This window comes from Lapidilactobacillus luobeiensis (genome assembly GCF_024345205.1).
In the GTDB taxonomy this organism is placed as follows: domain Bacteria; phylum Bacillota; class Bacilli; order Lactobacillales; family Lactobacillaceae; genus Lapidilactobacillus; species Lapidilactobacillus luobeiensis.
This window is the reverse complement of the sequence record NZ_BROC01000005.1, coordinates 130828-155857: the sequence shown is the minus strand read 5'-3', so window position 1 is coordinate 155857 and position 25030 is coordinate 130828. Positions and strand designations below refer to the sequence as shown.

The window sequence follows — 25030 nt, the reverse complement described above, 5'->3', positions numbered from 1 at the left end:
GGTGCCTTTTTTGTTATTCAAAAAGGTCTAGAACTTCTAGTGTGGAAGTATCTTCCAACACCAAAAATTCTAGACCCAGTTTTAGAGCCCATATCGCGACTTTCCTTGTTGATGGTATGGGCTTTTTTGCGGGGACGGAGAAAAGACAAATTTCTCCAGCAAATTATTTATGGTATCAGCTAGCAACAAATCAAATTGTTGCATAGTCGTCCAAAAATATGGAGGCAACGCGAATGCAGCAGTGGTCGCAGGGTAATCATGTTCAAGCAATGGGAGAAGTCTTCATGTTAAGATCCTGTTAAAGTTCAACTTTCAGTTTCAAAATACGTCCTACAAACAGTCTGTATATGTTGAGAGCGAAAGTTCTCACAGACCTTCCGGAGGGGTCTTGCAACGCATCGCCGCCGTGCGCGGCGTGCCGCGCGAAAGCCGATAGCGCGAGCGGCGGCGGTCGGCGTTAGTCGGCCGCCTCAAGCCCCCAGTGTCTAATAGGGGGGCGATAGTATGACAGGATAAACCTTCTAGGCAGAAATAAACCGCGTAAGACCGGCGTTTTGCCAGAAATATGACGCAGAATTGACGCCCGATTAGTTTACATCGAAAGGAATGACAAAATGAAAAATGATCTAACGCTTGCTAATCCACAGAACTACTCGTGGCTAGACGAGCTGAAAGAATTCCAAGATGCCTATGGCATCACACAGCAACAATTAGCCGATACAACAGGATATAGTCGCGAGTACATCAACGCCTTGCTTAAAAGCCGAAAACAGCTCACAGCGCAAGCTAGGGCCAAATTAACGACTGCGATGCGCGTGTTGACCAAGCGGAACAATCTAGACTTCTGCATCGACTACTTCCGCGTCACCTTCAAGTCACACGATGCCGAAAATATCATTCAGAAGGTATTTCAGATTAAGCCCGGACACTTCCGCCGTGAAAATTGGGCATTTTACGGCTATACGCAGAAACTGCTCTGTGGTGAGCTAACGGTAATGCTCTCAAAACAGCCAACTCGCCGCCGCGATGAATCAGAAGACGACTGGTTAAAGCGGGATAAGGGCACGATGATTGAGCTTAGCGGCAAAGGTTGTCGCTACCTAGAAAACTACCTTAGAGGGCAAAAACGCTCGTGGTATGACGTCTTCATGATCTGCCAAGAACTAGGTGGCCACTTCAAGCGCATTGACCTCGCTATCAATGACCGTCACGGTGTCCTCGATATTCCAGAATTGATTGAGAAGTATCGAAACGGTGAATACCGCTCACGGTTCAAAGGTGGCAAAATTCATCGCTCAGATCGCGATCACAAAGAGGGAAACACGCTCGAGCTTGGCTCGCGTCAAAGTGGTGTCCACATGGTGATTTACGAAAAGGACTTTGAGCAGTGGCGGAAACAAAACGGGTTGCTGGAAGACAAATTGCCGATTGAAGAACAGCCGATCAAGAATCGCTTTGAAGTGCGGCTGACGAATGAACGAGCTGATTCAGGCATTGATGCGCTGCTGGCAACTCGCGATCCAGAAAAGGTCATCTTTGGCATCATCAACCACTATATTTGCTTTCTCACCCCGACCAAAAGCAAAAGTAAACAAAGCTGGCCGATTGACCCAAGGTGGGCAACCTTTATTGGTGCCAATCGGGACAAGTTGGCGCTGACCGTTGATCCCCAACCTCTTGATTTCAAGACGACTGTGGCTTGGCTCAAGAAACAAGTGAGTTCCTCACTGAAACTGATCGTGACTTTGGACAAGATGTTAAAAACAAACAAACTCGGCGAAATCATTGACGCTGGTGTGCTAAGCCCGCAACAAATCGATCTGATTCTTCATTACAAAGACGGCAACCAAGGTGCTTTCCTAGACGCTTTTGAGCCAAAAGAAAAACAAAGCAACGAATGAACGCGATTGCCGCGCTGACCCGAAACTTTGCCCTAGACAAGCTAAGTATATCATGGTCAGCAAATGGCGGCGATCTCCAATTTGAAAAGGAGAATATTATGCCAGCATATCTGACCCTGACACGGGCTGATTTGGTGAAGCTGGGATATAGTCCATCGCAAGCAAGTCGTATCATCAAAATGACCAAAGAGTTGTTGCTCAAACAAGGCCTCGGATGGTACGGTAAGAAAGGCGTAGACCGTGTTCCAGTGGAAGCAGTAGACGCAGTATTAGGCTTGAAACTAAGCCAACTTGAGGGTGCACCAAGTGGCCTTTCCGCAGTTAAGGAGGAACTATCTTGACTACGAAAGACCATATTACCAAGCAAGCGGACGGCACTTTTAGCTTCCGTGTAAGCTTAGGAACTGACAAACGGACTGGCAAGCGAATTCAAAAGCGTGCCAGCGGCTTCAAAACGAAAACGGAGGCGAAAAAAGCAAGACTAGCCATGTTGGCGGCTGGCGTTACTGATGACCAAGACATCAAGCAGACCCGCTTCGGAACATTCATGATCGACGTGTTCAAACCTTGGTACAAAACCCAAGTCAAGCCACGGACTTACCGGCAACGCGTAAACATGATGGGCAGTGAGCATCTCAAGATGTTTACCGAGATCTCGATTGACCAAATTCGCCCGATCGATATTCAAAGATGGCAAGTGCAGATTCTAAAAGTCTGCAAGCAATCTTATGCGCGAACCGTCAATATTCTGATTGGTCAAGTGTTAGAACGTGCCAAAACCTTAGGCATCATCTCCGAGAATGCAGTGCGCATCGTCGGTTTGATTCCTAAGAAGAAAGCGAAGATCAAGTTCTGGACACGGGAAGACTTCCAAAAAGTGATCGCAAAAACTAGCACGGACACCTATGAGAAACACTTTCAGCGCACAATGTTATGGTTCATGTTCATGTCAGGCTTACGAAGCGGTGAAGCAAGGGCGTTAAAGTGGACAGACGTTGATCTCAAAGCTAAGACTGTGAACATCAACAAGACCATGGACTATCACAATCGCAACTGGTTTGAAACGCCAGAGCCAAAGACTGCGGCTAGTCGCCGAACAGTCGCGCTTGATGATGATACGGTTGCGTGTCTAAGCGTGTGGCAAGCCGCACAAGCGACGATGGTGCAATCCGAGTGGGTATTCTCACTCAATGGGATTCCCTGTCCTGACCGGCGTTTCTTGAGTATCGTGAGCGCTTATAGCACACTCGCAGAAGTTGAGCGAATTACTGTGCACGGCCTCCGCCACTCGCATGTGTCGCTGTTGATCAGCCTCGGTGAAAATCCGCTCCAGATCAAAGAACGTCTGGGGCATGAGGACATCGAAACGACGCTCGGCACTTACGGTCATCTCTACCCCAACAGTAACTTTGAAGTCGCAAAAAAGCTCAACGGGATCTTCTCCAAGGAGGCGCCCGATGAGCCAAAATAATTTGAAAAGGGTCAAAACTGTGCCACCGTAAAATCGGTGGTGCTAGAAACGTTGATATTACGGGACATGCACGAGATGTGTCATTGTTCCCGGGAAATAATTTGCCTCAATCAGTTTTCCTAACCAAACGGATCAAGTTACTGCGATTTTTTTGTTCAACGACCTTTTAATGAAGGGACGAGTCAAGCGCGCGGTAACAATTAAGTTGAAAAAAGTCTATTCGCTGAAAATAACGAATAGACTTTTTTGTTAAGATTACTGGATCAGTGCGGGTTACTTAACCGATCCTCGCGCCGATTCGATTGAGCAACCTTGTTTGACTCAAAACAGCTTTACTTTTGCGATAATGAGGATGCAGTGATTCCTAAAATCTTGAACGTAAAAATAAGGACTGCCCACCCGTAAAACGTTAGCTAGCTGCGGCTTAACCTAAGTAAGAGCATAAAATGATGATCTGTGGGCGGACACGACTTTGTTGACCGTCGAATAATGTTCGCTTATGAAACGCTTACTTATCGTATTGACTGCTGATCGTTTGATTTTTTCGTTGTAAATGACTATCAAACATGATAACATATGTTCTGTTGTTAACGTTTATGAAAGAGGAGCTGCTGGTATGACGGGTGTAATCGTTGTTGGAACACAATGGGGTGATGAAGGAAAGGGGAAGATTACCGATTTCCTGAGTCAGAAGGCCGAAATGATCGTTCGTTATCAAGGCGGCGATAATGCTGGCCATACGATCAAGTCAGAGGGTCAGGTTTACAAGCTTCGTTTGATTCCTTCAGGGATCCTTTATTCAGAAAAGACGTCGGTTCTGGGAAATGGGGTCGTTGTTAACCCGCAATCATTGGTTGCGGAGATCGACCGCGTTCATCAGCAGGGGTTATCGACCGCTAACTTGCGGATCTCGAACCGCTGCCATCTGATCCTTCCTTATCATATTGCCATGGATCATGCTCTGGAACAATATCGGGGCAGCGAAAAAATCGGCACCACTAATCGGGGGATCGGACCTGCGTACACAGATAAGGCGACGCGTTCGGGGATCCGCATGGCCGATTTGTTAGAAAAAGATGTTTTTGCGGAGAAACTTCAGCAAAATCTTGAGTTAAAAAATGAGATCCTAACTAAAATCTACCATCAAGAGCCTTTAAAGTTTGACGATATTTTTGAACCATTCTACGAGTACGGTCAAAAGCTAGCAAAATATGTTTGTGATACTTCCGTATTGATCGATGAAGTCGTTCAAAAAAAAGGGCACGTTCTTTTTGAAGGAGCGCAAGGTGTGATGTTGGATCTTGATCAAGGGACCTATCCGTATGTGACCTCGTCTAATCCTGCTGGCGGCGTGAGTGTAGGCGCTGGTGTGGGCCCGACAGCGATCGATCGGGTGGTTGGCGTTGCTAAGGCGTACACGTCACGCGTGGGTGACGGTCCTTTTCCTACAGAACTTCTGAATGAAACAGGCGACTTTATTCGCGAGGCTGGTCATGAATATGGGGTTGTTACTAAGCGTCCCCGGCGAATTGGCTGGTTTGATTCCGTAGTGGTGCGGCATGCGAAACGGGTGGCGGGGTTAACCGATATCTGCTTGAACTCGATCGATGTCTTGACTGGTTTAGATGTGGTCAAGATCTGTGTTGCCTACCAATTAAATGGCGCCACGATCGATCGTTACCCGGCTAGTCTCAAAGAACTTGATCAGTGTGAACCGGTCTATGAAGAATTGCCTGGTTGGCATGAAGATATCACCCAGGCCCAAAGTTGGTCAGACCTGCCATTAAACGCTCAAAATTATTTAAAACGAATTGCGGAATTGACCGGGGTTTCCTTGGCAACCTTTGCAGTTGGCCCGGATCGCCAACAAACCGTGATCTTAAATGATGTTTGGATCGATAACTAAGTAATTGTCCACTTAAAAAACGGATCTCACAGTCTTTTTGACTGAAAGATCCGTTTTTTTGGTCTCACTGTTGAGTGCCCAGAGCCAGCTTGTAAAAAGGCCAGCTGAACTATCAAAAGGTCGTTGTAAATTTATTTAGACTGATGCCAGTTACTGATCAACCCGTAAACTGCCTCACCGAGCATGCCGAAGCCCATCAAATACATTGATAACATACTCTTTCCGACCAACAAGCAAATAACTACCAGCGCGTAAACGATCACTAGCAAAATACTTAACCAACGTGGATTATTCATCACGATCATCTCCAATTAGAGCTTAGCATGTCTTGACTGGAAAGACTAACGATAGCGCTTTTTCAAGCGCAGATTGATCGAACGAATTTTGCCGTATCCGTAATCAGAAATCTGCAGACGAGAGCCACTTTAGAAACTTATCGTGGCTAAATACAGGCGCCAAATCGAGAAACCGTGTTTCAAAACTCATACATTTTATCAACGAGTGGTAAAAAAAGAGAACACAAGACTGTTTTCAAAACGTTTTGCAACGCCAGCAGTCTCTGTTCTCAGGGTTTGGCACCCGAAAACATTATAGCATTTCTGGGGCCTCTTGGGTAGTAATGATTTCGTTTAAAGGAAATCATTACTAACTACCTAATCATGAAAACAGTCTTGCTTGAGCGGACAAGCACTGATTCTGGGGTCTTCTGTGCCGCCAAATCAGCAGCCATCAGCTTGAAAATGTTCCACATGAAACATTTTGTACGCACTGCTGGATCACGAGTAAATACAGATAAAGTCGAGAAAGACAAAACCGTTCATTTAGCCTATAATAATAGAGGTAAGCAACGTGGGCCAGCGCTTCAGCAAGTTGTTCCACATGAAACAATTGGAAGGAATGAAATTAATGGAGAAAAAAAGTTCGATCGAATTGATTCAAAAACTCTCAAATGTTTATGGTATCTCGGCTTTTGAAGATGATGTCACGCGTCTGTTCCGTGAAGAAGTTGCCGGGACAGGTAAGATCACCGAGGACCATATGCGTAATGTTTTCGTTGAACATCACCATAACAATGGGCAACGTCCTATTGTTGAACTGGACGCGCATTCTGATGAAGTTGGCTTTATGATCCGGGCAATCAAACCTGACGGACAAATGCTTTTCGTTCAGGTCGGTGGTTGGGCGTTGGTCACGATCCCTGCACAAAAAGTAAAAGTTCGCAATCGAAATGGTGAATGGATCTCAGGAATCATTAGTAGCACACCACCGCACTTCATGACTGCAGAAGAGCGGACACGGCTACCAAAAATGGATGAGCTGAAGATCGATGTCGGTGCAAGCTCGGCGCAAGAAATAAAAGAAGATTATCAAATCGAAGTCGGCGCGCCTGTGGTTCCTGATGTCACCTGTGAATATAATGAACGGACCGGGCTATTTTTAGGCAAGGCCTTTGACAATCGTATCGGGACAGCTTTGCTGGCGGCGACGATGAAAGATCTGGCGCAAACAAGCTTAGATATTGATTTGATTGCTGGCTTATCCGCTCAAGAGGAAGTCGGTGATCGCGGTGCTGAAGTCGTTGTCCGTAAAATCAAGCCGGATTTGGCGATCGTTTTTGAAGGTGCGCCAGCAGATGATACGGTCATGCCAGACTATCTGATCCAAGCTGGCTTGGGTCGGGGCCCAATGCTACGTGATTTTGATTCAACGATCGTCACGAACCCACATTTCCAACGCTATGCTTTGGATGTTGCCAAAGAAAATGAAATCCCAGTGCAACGGTCAGTTCGGACTGGTGGCGGTCAAGACGGCGCGATCATCAACCGGTATAATGGTGCCCCAACGATCGTGATCAGCGTACCCGTTCGTTATGCGCACACACCTTATTGCTTTATCGCGTATCAAGATTACGCACACGCTCTCGACTTGGCTAAGAAAATCATCTGTCAGTTAACTGCCGATGTGATCAGTAACTTTTAAAAAATGGTCCAAAGAAAAAAGCCGCGATTTGCGGCTTTTTTTGTGTGGTCAGGCTTATGCTTTCTCTTGGCGATTGCGTCGAGCTAAAGCGGGAAGGATGAAGCCAATGCCAATCAGTACGATCGGAGTCAAGATGTTGAGGATCAATTGGAATAACCAAGCGCTGGGACTCTGGGCAAAATCAATTTTCGGTACCATGCCCAGGATGCAGGCAAAAGCCGTAAAGAGAAAACACCAGAGGCCAAAACCAAAGCCGACTTTAGCATTCTTAACGAACATATAATCGGAATGAAACTTATCCAGGTGGCGATTGAGCATCATGAAGGCGAAGAATACCCAAAGATAGCGAAGTGGCATGACGACAGAATTTAAATTCAGGAGCCAATTGTATAGACTGTTGGTCCCACCGATCCCTAACGCGGGGATAATAATGATCAGACTAACTAAGATCCCGGTTAAACGATAACCATTGATCGGAGTTCCTTTTTTATTGCGTTTCCGTAATGCGGCGGGAATGTAATCAGGATCAGCATCATCTAACAAAATTCGTAAAGGCGCGTCAATGGAGACTGCTAAGGCCGCGATCGAGGCCATCGCATTAGCGATAGCATAGATCCAAAGCAAGAAATTACCCATGTGGAAATAATGACCTAATTGTTGGAAGGCGATATAAGCGCCATTAGCCATTAAATCATCAGGTAGGTTGTTGGCATCGAAGATCATTCCCATCGCAAACGACCCCATAATTGCGGAGACTGCGACCATGATCGCTAGGGCGATCATGCCTTTAGGAAAATTCTTGCTGGGATTTTTCGTAGAATTAACATAGGGAGAGATTTTTTCGGAACCACCAACGGCGAAGACTAACATGGAGATGGTGGTGAAATATTTAAAATCAAACTTAGGGATATAATTGCTCAGATGATCCATGTTTTGCGTCGCAATCCCTGACCCAGTCATTGCAGGCGCGGCCAATCCAAGGACAATAAAAAGTAGTGACATGATGAACATTGACATCCCAGCAATCGTACCGATCCGGTTCAACGTTGTGATCCCACGAGAAGCCAGATAGAGAAAAATCAGAAAGAGGATCAAGCAAAGCGACTGGACGATAATCGAAGGCATCGTCTTAACGAAGTTACCATTGCTTTGGAAGAGCCAACTACCAGCAATCATGATCGCTTGCGGTTTCTGCGCCAAATAGGGAATATGCACGACCCAGTAAGTCCAAGCCGCGAAATAAGCTAATCTTCGCGTTGAGACCTCTTTGATCCAGCTAGAAACACCGCCTTCCGCGTCCTTAAACGTGGCGCCCATTTGTCCAACCATCAACGTATATGGTACGAAGTAGAAAATCATGATCAAGATCCAAGAGACAACAACGACCAAGCCCTGCTGCGCAAAGTTATTGACGACGTTTCCTAAGCCCCAAACACTGACAAATCCAAGTAAGGCAATGTTATACCAAAAAAGTTGTTTTGATTTATTTTCATCTGCCATGATGAACCCCCTTGTTTATTATGAAAACTAATATCGTTACTATAACGCCTTTTTAAAGCTTCTGCATGAGATATAAATGAGGATAGAGCGTAAAAGACGGACAGCTTATCAACCCACACATGGCAAAGAATACCAGTACAATTAGCCGAAATTAAATGAGAATATGTTCTTAAAGCTCATTCTTTGTTCATAAAAAACCTGAATTTTTTTTGAAAAAAACGACTTTTTGCCGAGCCTAAACGAGTGTTGTCAATAGTGCCGATTATATTTCTGTTAATGTAGTCAAATCGAGTCAGACAATCGGCTCGTGATTTTAAGGTAATCAAAAAGCCTAGCCAACTATGTGAGTTAAACATAGTTGGCTAGGCTTGCTTTCATTTAAGGTAGGGAGGTCCATAGGTGCTTAGGCGTGGCTTTGGCCCGCTTTGAGATAGATCAAGTCGCTTTCTTGGCAGACTTGATCGAGATGCTGGCGCATCCGTTTAGTTTGACCCTCGTCCCAGTTGAGCTGACGTGCCATTTCTTGGATGATCGGCTCACGGATCGCGGCCAATTTATCTGCCGCAAATAAAATGTGATTGGTGCGACGTAGTAGATAGTCAACGGGGGTCAAAACCATTTCCTCACTCAGGCAATAGTTTAACATCAAGGTCTCTGCTAAGCTGAGTCCTGGCGCCGGTTGAGTGGTCCGCGTCAAAGTGAAGATCTGAAGCGCATTGGAGCCAAAAAGGTGCGCGATCAGACGGGCGGAGTTTGCGTCCAGACCTAAGGCTTCACCTTGGTCGCTGATCATTTGCAATTCAACAGGAACATTGCTGGGATTGATATCGCCTCCAGAGACGCGTAGTTTAGTGGAGTCGACTGGTTGAAATCGTTGGTGGAACAGTTCTTTCATTTGTTGAATGATCAACTCTAAAGCGCCGGCGGCCATTCGACGATAGTCCGTGATTTTTCCACCAGAGAGGACGATCAGACCATCCTCTTTAAGATGCAGCGAGCTACCCCGAGAAACTTGGGACGGTTTCAGGATCTTTTCGGAAAGTGTTTGTTCACTGGCAACGATCGCTTCAGCAATATCATCACGAGTCGCCCGACCTTGATTGTAGTTGTTGACGCTGCCGATCACTTGGTCGACGCTTTGATCCGTGATATGACCGCCACCGCCGCCGTTATAATCAGAGCTCCCGTTTGAGGCGATCAACGGTCGGATCCCTGCCCAACTGGCCTCGATATCGGCCAAGGTTATTTTTACCGCGGGGAAGCGTTGATTGATCGAAGTCAAAAGATAATCCAGATCAGATTGGGTGATCTGCGGATGGCGTAGATCACTGCGATAGTCTGTATCGGTCGTGCCAAAGTAGGTTTTGCCATCTCGCGGAATGACAAAAATCATGCGATCATCATGGTGCTGACTATCAAAATAAAGGGGCTGGGGCACAGGTAACCGCTGCCAATCAACCACAACATGGATCCCCTTCGTTGGCCGAAGTTGTTTCATGAAGGGGACTTGATCGTCCAGACTGTCAATATTATCGACCCAAGGCCCTGCTGCGTTAAGCACGATCTTCGCGTGGATCGTTAGACTTTCATCGCTAAGTAGATCATCGGCGGTCACACCGCAGACTTTACCAGCATGATCGTGAAGAAAATTCGTGACTTTGATCCGACTAGTCATCACCCCACCAAAGGCCGCCGCCTTTTTGATATTCTCGATCACTAGGCGGGCGTCGTTGTTGGTGTAATCCAAATAGGAACCAGCGCCAAGGAGGTGCTCAGGGTTCAGATCGGGGACTTGGGCCAGGACTTCTTCTCGCGTCATGGTGAAACTGGTCAGTCGGGGATCATGGATCCGCGCTAATTGGTCATAAAGCTTCATGGCAACATTGACCGAGAACATATCGTAAGTCGCGTCAGGTTCTTGATAAATAGGAAGTAGCATTCTGATCGGTTGCGGAATATGTGGGGCGATCTGTTGGACTTTAGCCCGCTCTTGGACCGTATCAGCGACCACACCGACATCAAAATTCTTTAAGTAGCGGATCCCGCCATGGACCATCTTGGTTGAGCGCGAAGAAGTGCCCTCTGCGAAATCCTGCATTTCTAGCAGGGCGGTTTTGAGCCCAGAAGCAGCGGCCTGTAGAGCCACACCAGCTCCAGTGATCCCGCCACCAATGATGACGAGATCGAACATCTCGTTGGCAAGTTTTTCTAAGTTATCTTGTCGTGTTTGTGCGGAAAACGTCATCGTAATGCCCCCAAATGTTTTTTTGTCTACTTTAATTCTAAGTCACTAGGGAAAAATTGCAAGCAACCTTTTAAGTTTTTAAGGAAGAGAGTTAGCCGAGTCCGGCGAGTTTTGGAAAATAAGGCTGTAAAAAACAGTTGAGCCTTTTTTTCTACGGGTTGAAAACGTACAATGGAGGTAGCGTTAAATGAAATCAAAATCTGATGAAGTGGGTGGCGGAGATGCAATTAACGATCGCGATGGTAGGCTTTGGCAAAAGTGCGAATCGGTATCATTTACCTTATTTGAAAATACGGTCTGAGATCACAGTGAAAGCGATCTACGATCATGGCTTTCGACATTATCCTGAGGCGCAACAAGAGTGGCGCCAGCGCGGTGCGGTGTTGACGACAGACTATCAACAGATTTTGGCTGATCCGGAGATCCAAATGGTCACGATCACCACCCCAGCGGCGACCCATTATCAATTGGCAAAAGCCGCTTTAAATCAGGGCAAGCACGTTTTGGTGGAAAAGCCTTTTTGCCAAACCAAGGCTGAGGCGCGCGAACTATTGGATCTAGCGCGGAGTAAAGGCTTAGTCGCGATGCCTTTTCAAAATCGGCGTTTTGATAGTGATTACTTGGCTCTGAAGCAAGTGTTGACGATCGGTTATTTAGGCCGCCCTTTGGAGATCGAGTCCCACATGGATCATTATCGTTTGCAGGAGACGGTGGTCAATAGTGCGCCGATCAATGGCCAATTTTATGGGCTGGGGATCCATACGATCGATCAGATGATCGCACTTTTCGGCGCGCCGCAACAAGTCTACTATGATATCCGACCGCAACAAAACCAAGGAAACATGGATGATTACTATGAGGTGGATCTATTCTATGAAGGATTCAAAGCCAAGGTCAAATCCAGTAATCTGGTGGCGCGACCTTATCCTAAATTCCTATTACTAGGGACTTTGGGTAGTTTCGTCAAGGCGGAGATCGATCAGCAAGAAAACGATTTGAAGGCGCAGATCATGCCGGGGACATGGGGCTTCGGCCAAGATACGGCCGATGCTTATGGGCAGCTGCATTATCAAAATGGGAACGGCGATTGGATCGAAAAAAGTCTACCGACTCCTTTGGGAGACTATGGCCGGGTCTATGACGCGATGGCTGCGACGATTTTGCGCGGCGAACCTAAATTAGTCAGTGATGAGGAGTTATTGACGGCCTTGGCGATTCTTGAAGCCGGAGTTGCGACTAAGGGCCCACATGTGGTCGATTTTCGCTGAAAAGCAGGTGCCAAAGTTGGCTGGACCGTGTTCAGGGGATCAGCAAAACGAAATCAACCCAAAAAATTGATGAGAAATTATTTCCCGGGAACAATGGCACATCTCGCGCCCGTCCCGTGGTATCAAGGTTTCTAGCACCACCGATTTTATGGTGGCACAATTTTGACCCTTTTCAAATTATTTTGGCTCATCGGGTACCTCCTTGGAGAAGATCCCGTTGAGCTTTTTTGCGACTTCAAAGTTACTGTTGGGGTAAAGATGACCGTAAGTGCCGAGCGTCGTTTCGATGTCTTCATGCCCCAGACGTTCTTTAATCTGGAGTGGATTTTCACCGAGGCTGATCAACAGCGACACATGCGAGTGGCGGAGGCCGTGCACGGTAATTCGCTGAACTTTAGCGAGTGTGCTGTACGCGTCCACAATATCAATGAATTGCTGGTCAGAGCACGGAATCCCATCACGTGAGAATACCCACTCGGAATTCACCATCGCCGCTTGTGCGGTCTGCCACGCGCCTAAGCACGCAACGGTATCATCATCAAGTGCCACAGTACGGCGACTAGCGGCGGTCTTTGGCGCTGGTGTTTCAAACCAGTTGCGGTTGTGATAGTCCATCGTCTTATTGACGTTCACGGTCTTAGCTTCGAGATCAACGTCTGTCCACTTCAACGCTCGTGCTTCACCACTACGCAAGCCAGACATAAACATGAACCACAACATCGTGTAATCAAAGCGGCCCGAGTACGTGTCGGTATTTGTCTTAGCGAGCACCTTTTGGAAGTCAGCTTGTGTCCAGAACTGGATCTTCGCTTTCTTCTTTTTGATGAGGCCAACAACACGCACTGGATTCTCGGTGATGATGCCCAGCGCCTTAGCACGTTCTAGCACTTGACCTAACATAATGTTGATAGTACGCGCATAAGATTGCTTACAGTCTTTGAGTACGCTGACTTGCCAATGTTGCACATCAATCGGCCGAATTTGGTCAATGATGATGTCGTTGAACCTAGTCAGATACTCACTGTTCATCAAGACTAGCCGCTGACGGTAGGTGCGTGGCTTTACTTGGGTTTTGTACCAAGGCTTGAACACGTCTTCCATAAAGTCGCCAAACTTAGTCTGCTTGATGTCCTCATCATCGGCGATCCCCGCCGCCAACATTGCAACTCTTGCTTTTTTCGCCTCCGTTTTCGTTTTGAAGCCGCTGGCACGCTTTTGAATTCGCTTGCCAGTCCGTTTGTCAGTTCCTAAGCTTACGCGGAAGCTGAAAGTGCCGTCCGCTTGTTTTGTAATTGGGTCTTTCGTAGTCAAGATAGTTCCTCCTTAACTGCGGAAAGGCCACTTGGTGCACCCTCAAGTTGGCTTAGTTTCAAGCCTAATACTGCGTCTACTGCTTCCACCGGAACACGGTCTACGCCTTTCTTACCGTACCATCCAAAGCCTTGTTTGAGCAACTGTTCTTTGGTCAATTTGACGATACGGCTTGCTTGCGATAGACTGTATCCCAGCTTCACTAAATCAGCCCGTGTCAGGGTCAGATATGCTGGCATAAAATTCTCCTTTTTCAGATTGGAGATCGCCGCGATTTGCTGACCGTGATATACTTAGCTTGTCTAGGGCAAAGTTTCGGGTCAGCGCGGCAATCGCGTTCATTCGTTGCTTTGTTTTTCTTTCCTCAATTTTCAAGTCAAGTGCAACGATGATAACGAATTCTTGATAGTGGTCTAGGCTGTTACGCCATGCATCGGTAGTAATCGCATGGGCGAAGATAGTTCAGAATACGTCTGGGACGATGGTTCAGTGCGGATTGGACTGCTTGAATTTCAACCAGGGTAACTGCTCTGAGAGACTTCCCTTTCGGGAAGAATTCCCTAAGCAGTCCATTGGCGTTCTCGTTTGTGCCACGCTCCCAAGGCGAGTACGGATGTGCGAAGTAAATCTGGGTTCCAACAATCTCTGATAACTTGGCAAACTCGGAACCATTGTCAAAAGTGATACTCTCAAATTCCTTGGCCCCGTAGTCGTCGATCGTGTCTTGCAAGGCTTTAAGGCAGGTGCCCGCATGATAGTCAGGAATCTTGACGATGATCTCAGTCCGGCTGTACCGTTCTGTGAGCGTCATTAATGCTGGCTCATCAGCTAAGCGAATACCTTTGACCAAGTCGCCTTCCCAATGTCCCACGCCTGTGCGGTCATTCACGGCCGCAGGACGCAACTCGATTGAGTCGCCGTATATCTTCTTATTCTTGCGCTTGTGGGCGTTCTTATAGCCTTTGATGCGGCGTCGGAGCTTCTTGGGAAGTGTCATGTTGTCTAGCTCAAGCAGCCCGGCGTCGATGTAGCGATACACAGTTGTCGTTGAAGGGCAAGCCTTGCCCTGGTCGCGATAGAAGTGTACGAAGCTATCAACGCTGTGTACGCGCGGCTTACGAGTAAGCTCCCTGGCGAGAGCCTTGAAGAACGCACGGCCAGTCTTAAGAAAGGCGTAGTGACCGGTTCTATCGCGTTTACGGTCGTGCATGGCTTGGGCAGTTTCCGCAAGATAGACTTGATGCGAGTGACGCTTCGAGTCGAGCTGAGTTACAGATCCACGCGTGATTTCTCGTGAGATTGTCGCTTTACTGCGATGAAGCTTCTGTGCAATCACGGTCGCGGTGTCACTAGCAGCCCGAAGGGCCTGAATTGTAGCACGGTCGCTAAAACTGAGTTGTTGGTAATGCTTGTGGGTGTTAGTCTGAGAGTGGGTCATGAAGATTCCTGCTTTCTTGTTTAGCTAGTACTAACAAGAATAGGTCTTCATGGCCTTTTTGGTCTAGTCGTCAGGGTGTTGCACTTGAATTGTAAACTGGGGCTTTGTTTTTCTTTTGCTTCAAAATTGTCTAGGTAGGCGCCACAGTTGCCATTTTGATAATGCTGGATCAAATCAACTTGCCGTGGACTTAGTTTGCCAGCGTCAATAATTTCATCAAGCGTGTGCGTTCCTAACATCTCATCTAAAATCACGATCAGTTTCAGCGAGGAACTCACTTGCTTCTTGAGCCAGCCAACAGTTGTCGTAAAGTCGAAGGGTTGCGGGTCAACGGTTAGGGATAACTTATCCCGATTAGCACCAATAAAGGTTGCCCATCGTGGGTCAATCGGCCAGCTTTGCTTACTCTTGCTTTTGGTAGGGGTGAGAAAGCAAATATAATGGTTGATGATGCCGAAGATAACTTTTTCAGGGTCGCGAGTTGACAGTAATGCATCAATACCTGAATCAGCCCGTTCATCAGTTAGCCGCACTTCAAAACGATTCTTAATGGGTTGTTCTTCAATCGGTAACTTGTCTTCCAATAATACGTTTTGCTTTTGCCACTGCTCAAAGTCCTTTTCATAAATCACCATGTGGACACCACTTTGGCGCGAGCCTAACTCTAAGGTATTTCCCTCCTTGTGGTCACGATCCGAGCGATGAATTTTGCCACCTTTGAAACGCGAACGGTATTCGTCGTTTCGATACTTCTCAATCAATTCTGGAATGTCGAGGACGCCATGACGGTCATTGATAGCGAGGTCAATTCGCTTGAAGCGACCATGCAATTCTTGGCAAGCTATGAAGACGTCATACCATGAGCGCTTTTGCCCGCTAAGGTATTTTTCCAAATAGCGACAGCCTTGACCGCTCAACTCAATCATTGTGCCCTTGTCCCGTTTTAGCCACGCTTCTTCTGATTCACCGTGACGGCGTTCTGGTTGTTGTGAGAGCATCACCGTTAGCTCACCACAGACCAGCTTATGCGTGTAGCCGTAAAACGCCCAGTCCTCACGATAGAAATGTTCTGGACTAATCTGAAATATCTTTTGAATGATGTTTTCGGCATCGTGTGATTTAAAGGTGACGCGGAAGTAGTCGATACAGCAATCTAGGTTGTTCCGTTTGGTCAGTACGCGCATTGCGGTCGTCAATTTGGCCTTAGCTTGCGCTGTGAGCTGTTTTCGGCCTCTGATTAAGGCGTTGATGTACTCGCGACGATATCCCGTTGTATCGGCTAATTGTTGCTGTGTGATGCCATAGGCATCTTTGAATTCTTCCAGCTCGTCTAACCACGAGTAGTTTTGTGGATTAACAAGCGTTAAATCCTTTTGCATTTTGTCATTCCTTTCGATGTGAACTAATCGGGCGCTAATGTTGCGTCATATTTCTAGCAAAACGCCGGTCTTACGCGGTTTATTTCTGTCTAGCAGGTTTATTCTGTCATACTATCGCCCCCCTATTAGATACTGGGGGGCTTGAGGCGGCCGGCTAACGCCGACCGCCGCCGCTCGCGCTAGCGGCTTTCGCGCTGCACGCCGCGCACGGCGGCGATGCGTTGCAAGACCCCTCCAGAAGGTCTGTGAGAACTTTCGCTCTCAACATATACAGACTGTTTGTAGGACGTATTTTGAAACTGAAAGTTGAACTGTAACAGGATCTTAACATGAAGACTTCTCCCATTGCTTGAACATGATTACCCTGCGACCACTGCTGTATTCGCGTTGCCTCCATATTTTTGGACGACTATGCAACAATTTGATTTGTTGCTAGCTGATACCATAAATAATTTACTGGAGAAATTTGTCTTTTCTCCGCCCTACATAAAAAAGCCGCGCATTTTAGAATCAAGTTAGCCACTGTCTCAAAATTTTTTGGACAATAAAAAACATCAAGAACAGATATCCTGTATCATTGAAGTTCCTACACAAACAATGGAAGAGGATATTGTCTTGATGCAGAAACAGGATAGCACACACCGCCAAAAAGGTCAGCACTTAACATCACTCGAGCGCGGAAAAGTGGCCGGATTCCGCCAAGCTGGGAAGTCCAATCGTTGGATTGCTGCTGAAATTGGCGTCTGCCCGCAGACCATTAATAATGAAATCAAGCGAGGTACAGTAGATCAGGTCAAGAAGAGTAATGGCAAGCGCGTCTACCATCGACAATACCTGCCAGAGGCTGCTCAGGCACGTTACGAGACTGCACGCTTGAGCTGCCATCGTCCTGACAAGTTCGCCAGCGTACAGGTCTTCTTAGCCTGGTACGTACAGCGAGCTAAGCAGGACAAATGGTCGCCGGATGCTTCAATCGGCTATGCCAAGCGACACAAGCTGTTTACTCCTGAAGAGCTTGTTTGTGCCTCGACTTTGTACCAGTACATTGACGACCAACGCCTAGAGATTCGAAATATCGACCTGTTGGAGAAGACTAAGCGGAAGACCTCTCACCAGCACCACACCAAGGCTAAGCGCCTGGCTGGCCGCAGTATCGAGGAACGGCCTAAGGTCGTTGAACGACGCAGGCAGTTCGGTCACTGGGAGATGGATACCATTGTCGGTAAACGCAATGGCAAGGAGAGCGTCATCTTGACTCTGATTGAGCGCAAGACCCGTTGCCAACTTCTCCGCTTGATCGAAGGACGAGATGCAGACTCTGTGAGCTATGCATTGCGTGGAATCAAGCGCGAATGGGGAGCTTGCATCAAGACCATCACAGCCGACAACGGACCCGAGTTCACCGCCTTAAATACTGCTTTTGCTGGGACGGAAACTGAGATTTTCTACGCCCATCCTTACACGTCCTGCGACCGTGGCACCAACGAGGCACATAACCGGATGATCCGCCAGGACTTCCCTAAGGGCATGTCCCTAGATGACATTAGCCCTAGTCAAGTGCAGGCCACGCAAGACCGCTTGAATCAGTTGCCTCGCAAACAACAGGGCTACTGCACACCCCAGCAAAACTTTGAGGCCGAAGCTCGGCGCGTTCGCCGCATGGCCCAGTAGTCTCTCTAGCGCCACAACTTCTATTTGATAACGGCCTGTTCTGGGATTGTCCTCAACGACTGGCTAACTTGTTCTTGCAATTTACGTACATAAAAAAGCTCTGAGAATCCGAAATATTCGGATTCTCAGAGCTTTTTACTTGGGCCGAGAATTATGTCTCGGTCTCGCTTCTGAAAAATTCTATCAATTCTACTTGACGAAGAGCCATTTTTTGAGATTGTGGGGTTCCTTCGTGTGGTTGATTATTAGGTGCAGACTGATCATTAGCGGTTTACTGACGCTCTAAAAATTTGAGTCGAAGTTCTTTTACTTCACTGAATAATCATTTGGCACCAGAGACCAGCATTCTCTATCTCTACTGGCGTTCTCGTCTGTAAAGATTGAAAAGACCGTAGGTGAACATACTGAGCAACAAAACTACTCCCATCAGTGTCGTTACTGAACTATTGGCATCTCCTGTAGCAGGCATGTTTTGGTCGCCTTTGTGCTTATCGTTGTTAGTTTGTGATGAACTCTTCTTAAAATTCTTGACCATAACCACAGCCTGTTTTCCAATAACTTGTAGGTCAACAGTAAATGAAAGCTTACCATCATTCAGTTCATAACCAGCAGGGGCAGCAGTTTCAACAAAGTAGTAGTCGCCTGGCTTTAGGTCATCAACTTTAATCTGACCCTTGGCATCGGTGGTCAAGCCACTAGCAACTTTCGTCCCGTCCTTCTTATGAAGATCAAACACAGCGCCCGCCAGGGCTTTACCTGTATCACCATCGGTCTTATTCAGGACAACGGAACCGGTCTTTTCGGCATTTGTGGCCGAGACGGTCGCGACCTTGGTGGTTGTTTGTAGTTCAACCGTGAAGCTCAGCTGACTGTCATTTAGTTCATAACCAGCAGGGGTGGCAGTTTCAACAAAGTAGTAGTCGCCTGGCTTCAGGTCATCAACCTTAATTTGACCCTTGGCATCAGTGGTCAACCCACTGGCAATCTTTGTCCCGTCCTTCTTATGAAGATCAAACACAGCGCCCGCCAGGGCTTTACCTGTATCACCGTCGGTCTTATTCAGGACAACGGAACCGGTCTTTTGAGCATTCGTAGCTGAAACGGTCGCAACTTTGGTGGTTGTTTGCAATTCAACCGTGAAGCTCAGATGGCTGTCATTCAATTCATAACCAGCAGGGGCGGCAGTTTCAACAAAGTAGTAGTCGCCTGGCTTCAGGTCATCAACCTTAATTTGACCCTTGGCATCGGTGGTCAAGCCACTGACAACCTTCGTCCCGTCCTTCTTATACAGATTGAACACGGCGCCTGCCAGGACTTTATCTGTATCACCATCAGTCTTCGTTAGAAGAACGCTTCCCAATGCTTTCTCATCCGTTATTGAAACCTTTAATTGGATATTGTTTCTATTGATAGTAAAAGCATGCTGTGTTGCATCTAGCTTATATCCAGCAGGTGCCTTTGTCTCAATAACATAATAGTCACCAGAATTAAGACCAGTGTAACTTACAGTGCCATCTGATTCTGTCTTAAGATCTGAAGCAACCTTAGTCCCATCTTTCTTGTAAAGATCAAATACCGCTCCAGCTAAAGGGCCTGAGCCATCAGCATCAGACTTCTCAACCGTAACTTTTCCTTTTTGATTAGTTTCCGAAATAGAAACGTTATTATCATCGTTTGCATCACTATACTGAAGGTTAATTTCCTTACCATTGGCCAAAATGGTAGAGATTACATACCCATCTGGGGCCTTTGTTTCAACTAAAATATACTTCCCAGATTTAAGATTGTTCCAAGTAATACTGCCAGATGCATCTGTTGTGCCTTTGCGAAGCAACTGTCCCTTTTGTCCAGAAACATCAGACCAAAGTTCAAAAGAAGCTCCAGAAATTGACTTTTTGGTATCAGCATCACTCTTGGTGAGAACAAGATTGGTGTTCTTACCAGTTGCCGACCCGCTATTGTTTACTACTGCCGTCGATCCACTGGTATTGTTATCAACATCTTTTTCACCCTTACCGGATATCGATGCTGTATTGGTCAACGTATCATTAATCTTTGACGAGTTAATCAATGAACGATAATGAATTGAGTAAGCCGAACTGATTTCGTTTGCAAAAGAAATCTTCAATGTCTGCTTACCCGTCGCATTATCAGTTTGTAGGTCCAGCGAGTAGTCCTTATCAAGTACTAATGGATTGCTCGTATCTTCAGTAAAGGTCCCATTAGAAGATACCTTTCCTGGATAGACTACAATTGAACTTTCATCGATGATCTGGTTGTCAGAAGGCTCATCGGTAACAACCGCATTACTGAAGGTTGACTGTGCCTTGTTGACCCATAAAGTCCATAAAGCATAAGCAGAGTTTGCTGGATCTTGTTTACCGCTTTTATCCAGAACATTGCCACTGTTCGGCACTGTCACCTTAGCCGTCAAATCACTAGACTTCCCGCTGTTTGTGTAGGTTGCTGTATTGTCATAGGACTTCTGATCAATCACCTTACCTGAAAGGCTAGTCTGGTAAGTCAATACATAAGCTTTAGCGCTATCCTCTGGTAATTTTGCACTAAGTTGTTTCTTATTATTGTCAAAGGAAATATTAGCAGAAGTAACTTGTGCACCTAAAACATATGAACCATCTACCTTAATAGAAGCTTCGTATAGCTTGGCACTATCTGCAACATAGTCTTGGTCACCAATGATTGGATCAGTGATGGAAGCGTTGCTAAGTTTACGTTGATTGTAGTTAACAACCACAGTCCAAGTAATTTGTTTTGAAACGGCATTGTAACTTCCGGACTTGGTACCATCATTTTTAAACTCAGTCTTAGGAGTAAAGTGGCCTTTCCCTTCATTAGTGTGTTTGCCACCATCTTTGTCTTTCCAAGTCGCCTTAGCAGTATTAGTCCATGTACCACTAGCTGGAAGGCTATTCGTTTCAAAGGTAGTTTTATAGCTCAACGTATACCAATTTTTAGCATGGTCTTTGAGCGCGCCTTCAAAAGTAACTTTAAACCCGTTACCATCGGGGTTAACAGTATAGTCTTCGCCTTCTTTCAGAACCTTTTTAGTATCTTTGTCTGTTAGAACAAAAGAGCTATAGTCCACAGTCAGTCCATCCGGAACCGGATCAGTCATCGTCCAGTCACTCATATCCTGACGAGCCTTATTGATATCGAAATTCCACGTTACAGTCTTGGCGTTATAATCAACGGCTCCACGAGACTTAGTTAGGCCCTGCTGGTCGGCTTGCTTTTCCCCAGGATTCGAAGTTTTGCCATTGCTTTCTACAGAGTTACTAATTTTTTCTCCATCAGCGTCTATTGATTTTGTGACTTGCGATTGATATGAAATCTTGACTCCCATGTTGAGCCCATTGGGGAAGGTAATCGTCATTTCGGTTCTAGCTTCGTTGTAAGCTACCTGATATTGATCGGAACTGATAGCATTACCAGCCTCATCAACTATTGAAAGCTTGTTGTCAGTAGGGAATATTTGACCTTCAGATAACTTATCTACTAATTTGGTGTTGGCAGGCAGTGCCTTCTCACCATAATTGTAGTCAATATGCCAGTTATACTTCTGACTGCCATTGCTATCCGGACCATCATAGCTCTTACTTAAAAGTTTACCGTAGTTTGCATTGACAGTCGCACTTGCTGGATAGTCTTTACCGTTATTAGTTAAAGTAGCCTTGTTCGTAAAGGTTACTTTTCCACCATCATCAGGCAACTTGCTCGAGTCAATGTCGCTAGTGTATTCGATCTTGAAAGCCTGATAGGTATCCGCATATGCACCAATAAACGTAATTTTTCCATTTTCAACCTTGTAATCTGTACCTTCTTTAAGAGGATCGCCAGTTTTAGTCACATTCCCATTCAGATCAACTGTTAAGGGATATACACTAACCGATTTCAGCGTGGTTGGCACAGTGTTGGTAGTATCACTTGGCATAGGATCAGAAATCGTTGCATTCTCTAGCTCTTGACCATTGGTATTAATTGTAACGTTCCACGTAATCCCAGTCGGATTATTTCCAGATGTGTTAGCGCCAGTTAGTTGACCAGTCTTTGCGATGTCGTTACCACCTGATGGCTGAACAACAATTGGTATCGTTACCGGCCCAGTAGTCGTGTCAATGACAATGTCTTCTTTGCCAGACGATGAATCACTGCTGATGGTAGAAGTATAACTAAATGTCCCTTCAATGTGGTTCACGTTTTCAACATCACTGTTAAAGGTGAACTTAACTGTGCCATCAGCAGTTATGCTATAAGTTCCATAGTCACCGAGGGTTCCCGTACCTGGTTTATAGGTAACTCCTTCAGGTAACTTAAATGAGAAATAGTCACCATCTTTTACTTGGTATCCGTCTTTCAGCTCATCCGGAATTGCCCACGTATATTGAAAATTAAGATTGGTATCTTTTCTCACTTGTGTGGGATCAACAGTATTACCTTTGCTATCTGTGAATTCAATATTTGCTCCGGTAATGATTGTTCCTTTGGAGTCATCTGGCAAATATTGTGAGATATCATTGCCCTCAGCACTCTCAGAAATTGTCTTTGCGGTTTGGCTCTTCGACGCAACACTAGATGCAGCCTTGCTGCTAACATTGGCTGAAGGTTTATCATCTTTTGCTACTGAGGTAGTATCAGACAGTTTTGCAGTAACGTTTTGACCATCCGTTGAGAAATTGACAGATCCTTCTAAGGATGAAGTGTCTGTGAGGCCTAGTTGGATCGTTGCTGTTCCAGAAATATTGCCAGCCAAATATAGCTGTAAGTGGCTGTTTGAATAGGAGTATTGTCCAACAACCCTATGCGCATCATCAACAATGTTGGCATCGGCGGTCTCTTGTAGTTGCTGATCACCTGAGAAGGATACTGAAACTTGCTCTTGAACAATTTCATCCGTTGAGTTGTTTAGCGAAAGTTTCAGTCCAATTGTTCGCAATCCAGGTGTTTCCTGAGTAGCCTCTAAAAGTTGAACAGTCTTGGGATCATTAGTACCGCTAGAGCTAGCCGTCACCGCCCCTACAACTTGTGCCGAGGATTGTAAGAACAGCAGAAGCACTAAAACTAAAGCATATATTTGCTGTCCAATTTTCCTTTTATCCATGTTTTTTACCTCTTTCCATGATTGAGTTTCTACTCCTCAATTTATACGTGATAATGTGAACACCCCACTTTCTTGAAATTCGAGTTTCCGCGTCTAACCATATGTTAATTTATATTACTAACCTGATGTGGTTTTGATTACGGTTACACACTTTAAATATACCAGGCTTCCACCGTTTATTCCACTTGTATAACAATGCGTTCAAACGTAACCTAAAAACAGACGCTCCATGTGTTCGACTGAAAAACTGGTTATTCAGTATAAGTCCAAAAGGCGCAACAGCACCCAAGACTTAAACGGCATCGATTGAAAGCTGCAAACCAAACACGTATGTGTCAAGTTTTTCTCGGTTCCAGTTAATTGAGTTTGTAATGATAAGTTCTAGCCAATCAGATTTAGGTTGTTCAACGAGTGCGCCATCCGACCGAATGAGGTTCCGCTCAACCCTTGCGCGTCAATCACACCACGTCGTGCGCCAACGTGTTCCGCGTGTTCGCCATCTGCTCGAGCGAAACCTCCAAATAATGTCTTCAAGCTGAAGTCTTTGGGGATCTGAACGCCGTCTGAATCAACGCTTGGAAGCGGTGTGTCGAAGACGGTGGTTTGGCTTAACGATTCGGCGAGTTCGTGATTTTGAACGGCATCGATGATCTCAAGCATTGCGGTTAGCCCGGGCACGCTCCAACTACGACCTTGTTTCTTCAAGCGGTAAGTATAGGCGCGGTGATTGCTCTCGCAGCTCCCCAAACCTGTATGGTGCCAATCTACGGTCGCTAAAGGCGCAATGCTGGTCCAATTACAATCAAGGTAGTTACGCAAGCTCTCGACGTTCTCAACGTCGTCTTGGTCGTATTCGTTACCGCCGGTCACGATTGCTTCGACGGTGTCCATCACTGTATTCACTCGTTTATGATCACCGGTGAAAATCGCCTTGCGGAGACGTTGTTTAAGCTCAACTGGCATCATGTTGAAACGTTCTTTGAGCTTGCTGTTCAAATGGTAAACGTCCAAGATGTGCGTGTGTTGCTTCCGAGTCTTGGCAAACACCTGAAAAACATTGGGTTCATAACCGCTACCGTTGTCGCTGCCTGTGATGATCTCGGTGATTCTGTTGTCGTAGTGCGCATCCAAATAAGCTGACATCTGATCAAAGACCTTCTCGCGATCAAGACCGCTGAATACCTTGCGATTGATCAACTGATGTCGCTTGCCATTTTTTTCGACACCTTCGCTGACCTGTAGGCGATGCACGTAGATTCGCCGGCCACCTTTGAGCTTGATCTGGAAGGCGTCGCCTTCAATAAACAAGCGCGATACAACGCGTTTGGGTTCATTGCTCGTCGCTGCGGCGGCCGCTTTGGCAGCTTCAACTTCCTTCAGGTCAGCGCCTACTTGTTGGTAAATTTTGTCGACGGTCTGAAAGCTGATTGAGCCTGGGGTGAAAGCATCCACGGCCATTGAGACTGTGCGCAATACCGCATGCGAAGCGAGGTTGGCGACCTGTGCCATCATCATCGGTGAATAACGTCGTCCGCAGGCTAAGCCAAGCAACGTGTCCAGTGGATAACTTTGTTTTCCATCTTTGCTTCGAACTAACCGGCGGTGAAATTGTAACGTGCCAAACAAACACTGCACTGTTCGCTTATCCCGCCTGAGAATCTCCCAATCTTTTCCCAGACACAGCTGATCATCAAGTTCTTCGAATGCCTCGGCAACTTGAGTACAAACTAGCTCCGCCAACACAGGAATAAACTTAGCTTCGAACTGAATAAACGATTCTGTTTTCTTCAAAATATCACGAGTTACTGCTACAATAGATTCCATGGAAGACTGCTTCTCTC

The 25030-nt window shown here is 46.3% G+C and carries 17 protein-coding genes; 8 read left to right on the top strand and 9 right to left on the bottom strand.

The annotated features are described in order from the left end of the window. From OCU21_RS03260 to OCU21_RS03240, 5 genes are all read left to right on the top strand, one after another. Positions 1–206: hypothetical protein (locus OCU21_RS03260; protein WP_261806076.1), on the top strand; the 206-nt coding region annotated here is incomplete at its 5' end. 408 nt (positions 207–614) lie between these two features. Then, a complete protein-coding gene (locus OCU21_RS03255; RefSeq protein WP_261806075.1) occupies positions 615–1901 on the top strand; it encodes a replication initiation factor domain-containing protein in 1287 nt (428 codons plus the stop codon). Beyond that, positions 1898–2242, top strand: a complete 345-nt coding sequence (locus OCU21_RS03250; protein ID WP_261806074.1) for a DUF3173 family protein — start codon at positions 1898–1900, stop codon at positions 2240–2242. The genes OCU21_RS03255 and OCU21_RS03250 overlap by 4 nt, the downstream gene beginning before the upstream one ends. Next, the gene (locus OCU21_RS03245) at positions 2239–3372 is read left to right on the top strand and encodes a site-specific integrase (RefSeq protein WP_261806073.1); all 1134 of its coding nucleotides are present in this window, start codon (positions 2239–2241) and stop codon (positions 3370–3372) included. Before OCU21_RS03250 ends, OCU21_RS03245 begins: the two co-directional genes overlap by 4 nt. A 616-nt stretch (positions 3373–3988) precedes the next feature. After that, complete coding sequence (locus OCU21_RS03240) at positions 3989–5278, top strand: adenylosuccinate synthase (RefSeq protein ID WP_261806072.1); 1290 nt, start codon at positions 3989–3991, stop codon at positions 5276–5278. A gap of 131 nt (positions 5279–5409) precedes the next feature. Here the strand turns inward: OCU21_RS03240 and OCU21_RS03235 are convergent, their stop codons facing one another. Next, positions 5410–5574 (bottom strand): hypothetical protein, encoded by a 165-nt coding sequence (locus OCU21_RS03235; protein WP_261806071.1) that lies wholly within the window; start codon positions 5572–5574, stop codon positions 5410–5412. A 610-nt stretch (positions 5575–6184) separates the two neighbouring features. Here OCU21_RS03235 and OCU21_RS03230 point away from each other — a divergent pair. After that, positions 6185–7258 carry a M42 family metallopeptidase gene (locus tag OCU21_RS03230; protein ID WP_261806070.1) on the top strand — a complete coding sequence of 358 codons (1074 nt, stop codon included), beginning with the start codon at positions 6185–6187 and terminating at the stop codon, positions 7256–7258. A gap of 54 nt (positions 7259–7312) precedes the next feature. On the opposite strand, the gene OCU21_RS03225 is transcribed toward OCU21_RS03230, so the two are convergent. Then, a complete protein-coding gene (locus tag OCU21_RS03225; protein WP_261806069.1) occupies positions 7313–8758 on the bottom strand; it encodes an APC family permease in 1446 nt (481 codons plus the stop codon). Between the two features lie 403 nt (positions 8759–9161). Continuing rightward, a complete protein-coding gene (gene glpO, locus OCU21_RS03220) occupies positions 9162–11003 on the bottom strand; it encodes a type 1 glycerol-3-phosphate oxidase (protein ID WP_261806068.1) in 1842 nt (613 codons plus the stop codon). A gap of 221 nt (positions 11004–11224) precedes the next feature. Between glpO and OCU21_RS03215 the strand changes: the two genes are divergently transcribed. Continuing rightward, positions 11225–12271: an oxidoreductase gene (locus OCU21_RS03215; RefSeq protein ID WP_261806067.1), complete on the top strand. Its 1047-nt coding sequence runs from the start codon at positions 11225–11227 to the stop codon at positions 12269–12271. Between the two features lie 177 nt (positions 12272–12448). Here the strand turns inward: OCU21_RS03215 and OCU21_RS03210 are convergent, their stop codons facing one another. The 4 genes from OCU21_RS03210 to OCU21_RS03195 all read right to left on the bottom strand — a co-directional run bounded on the left by OCU21_RS03210 (position 12449) and on the right by OCU21_RS03195 (position 16399). Continuing rightward, positions 12449–13582 (bottom strand): site-specific integrase, encoded by a 1134-nt coding sequence (locus OCU21_RS03210; RefSeq protein ID WP_261806066.1) that lies wholly within the window; start codon positions 13580–13582, stop codon positions 12449–12451. Beyond that, a complete protein-coding gene (locus OCU21_RS03205) occupies positions 13579–13821 on the bottom strand; it encodes a DUF3173 family protein (RefSeq protein ID WP_261806065.1) in 243 nt (80 codons plus the stop codon). Before OCU21_RS03205 ends, OCU21_RS03210 begins: the two co-directional genes overlap by 4 nt. Positions 13822–14003: 182 nt before the next feature. Then, positions 14004–15020 (bottom strand): IS30 family transposase, encoded by a 1017-nt coding sequence (locus OCU21_RS03200; protein ID WP_125766670.1) that lies wholly within the window; start codon positions 15018–15020, stop codon positions 14004–14006. Positions 15021–15067: 47 nt separating this feature from the next. After that, entirely contained in the window at positions 15068–16399 is a 1332-nt protein-coding gene (locus OCU21_RS03195; RefSeq protein WP_261806064.1) for a replication initiation factor domain-containing protein, read from the bottom strand. 618 nt (positions 16400–17017) lie between these two features. On the opposite strand from OCU21_RS03195, the gene OCU21_RS03190 reads away from it, so the two are divergent. Then, on the top strand, positions 17018–18070 hold the full coding sequence (locus OCU21_RS03190; protein WP_010620018.1) for an IS30 family transposase: 1053 nt from the start codon (positions 17018–17020) through the stop codon (positions 18068–18070). 355 nt (positions 18071–18425) lie between these two features. On the opposite strand, the gene OCU21_RS03185 is transcribed toward OCU21_RS03190, so the two are convergent. Then, positions 18426–23189 (bottom strand): SpaA isopeptide-forming pilin-related protein, encoded by a 4764-nt coding sequence (locus OCU21_RS03185; RefSeq protein ID WP_261806063.1) that lies wholly within the window; start codon positions 23187–23189, stop codon positions 18426–18428. 381 nt (positions 23190–23570) lie between these two features. Next, positions 23571–25013: an ISLre2 family transposase gene (locus tag OCU21_RS03180; protein ID WP_261806062.1), complete on the bottom strand. Its 1443-nt coding sequence runs from the start codon at positions 25011–25013 to the stop codon at positions 23571–23573. Positions 25014–25030: the final 17 nt, after the last annotated feature.

What these genes read in the sequence shown, in the direction of transcription:
- OCU21_RS03255 (WP_261806075.1), top strand. Translation starts at nt 615, where the DNA reads ATGAAAAATGATCTAACGCTTGCTAATCCACAGAACTACTCGTGGCTA.
- OCU21_RS03250 (WP_261806074.1), top strand. Translation starts at nt 1,898, where the DNA reads ATGAACGCGATTGCCGCGCTGACCCGAAACTTTGCCCTAGACAAGCTA.
- OCU21_RS03240 (WP_261806072.1), top strand. Translation starts at nt 3,989, where the DNA reads ATGACGGGTGTAATCGTTGTTGGAACACAATGGGGTGATGAAGGAAAG.
- OCU21_RS03235 (WP_261806071.1), bottom strand. Translation starts at nt 5,574, where the DNA reads ATGAATAATCCACGTTGGTTAAGTATTTTGCTAGTGATCGTTTACGCG.
- OCU21_RS03230 (WP_261806070.1), top strand. Translation starts at nt 6,185, where the DNA reads ATGGAGAAAAAAAGTTCGATCGAATTGATTCAAAAACTCTCAAATGTT.
- OCU21_RS03225 (WP_261806069.1), bottom strand. Translation starts at nt 8,758, where the DNA reads ATGGCAGATGAAAATAAATCAAAACAACTTTTTTGGTATAACATTGCC.
- glpO (WP_261806068.1), bottom strand. Translation starts at nt 11,003, where the DNA reads ATGACGTTTTCCGCACAAACACGACAAGATAACTTAGAAAAACTTGCC.
- OCU21_RS03215 (WP_261806067.1), top strand. Translation starts at nt 11,225, where the DNA reads ATGCAATTAACGATCGCGATGGTAGGCTTTGGCAAAAGTGCGAATCGG.
- OCU21_RS03205 (WP_261806065.1), bottom strand. Translation starts at nt 13,821, where the DNA reads ATGCCAGCATATCTGACCCTGACACGGGCTGATTTAGTGAAGCTGGGA.
- OCU21_RS03200 (WP_125766670.1), bottom strand. Translation starts at nt 15,020, where the DNA reads ATGACCCACTCTCAGACTAACACCCACAAGCATTACCAACAACTCAGT.
- OCU21_RS03195 (WP_261806064.1), bottom strand. Translation starts at nt 16,399, where the DNA reads ATGCAAAAGGATTTAACGCTTGTTAATCCACAAAACTACTCGTGGTTA.
- OCU21_RS03190 (WP_010620018.1), top strand. Translation starts at nt 17,018, where the DNA reads ATGCAGAAACAGGATAGCACACACCGCCAAAAAGGTCAGCACTTAACA.
- OCU21_RS03185 (WP_261806063.1), bottom strand. Translation starts at nt 23,189, where the DNA reads ATGGATAAAAGGAAAATTGGACAGCAAATATATGCTTTAGTTTTAGTG.
- OCU21_RS03180 (WP_261806062.1), bottom strand. Translation starts at nt 25,013, where the DNA reads ATGGAATCTATTGTAGCAGTAACTCGTGATATTTTGAAGAAAACAGAA.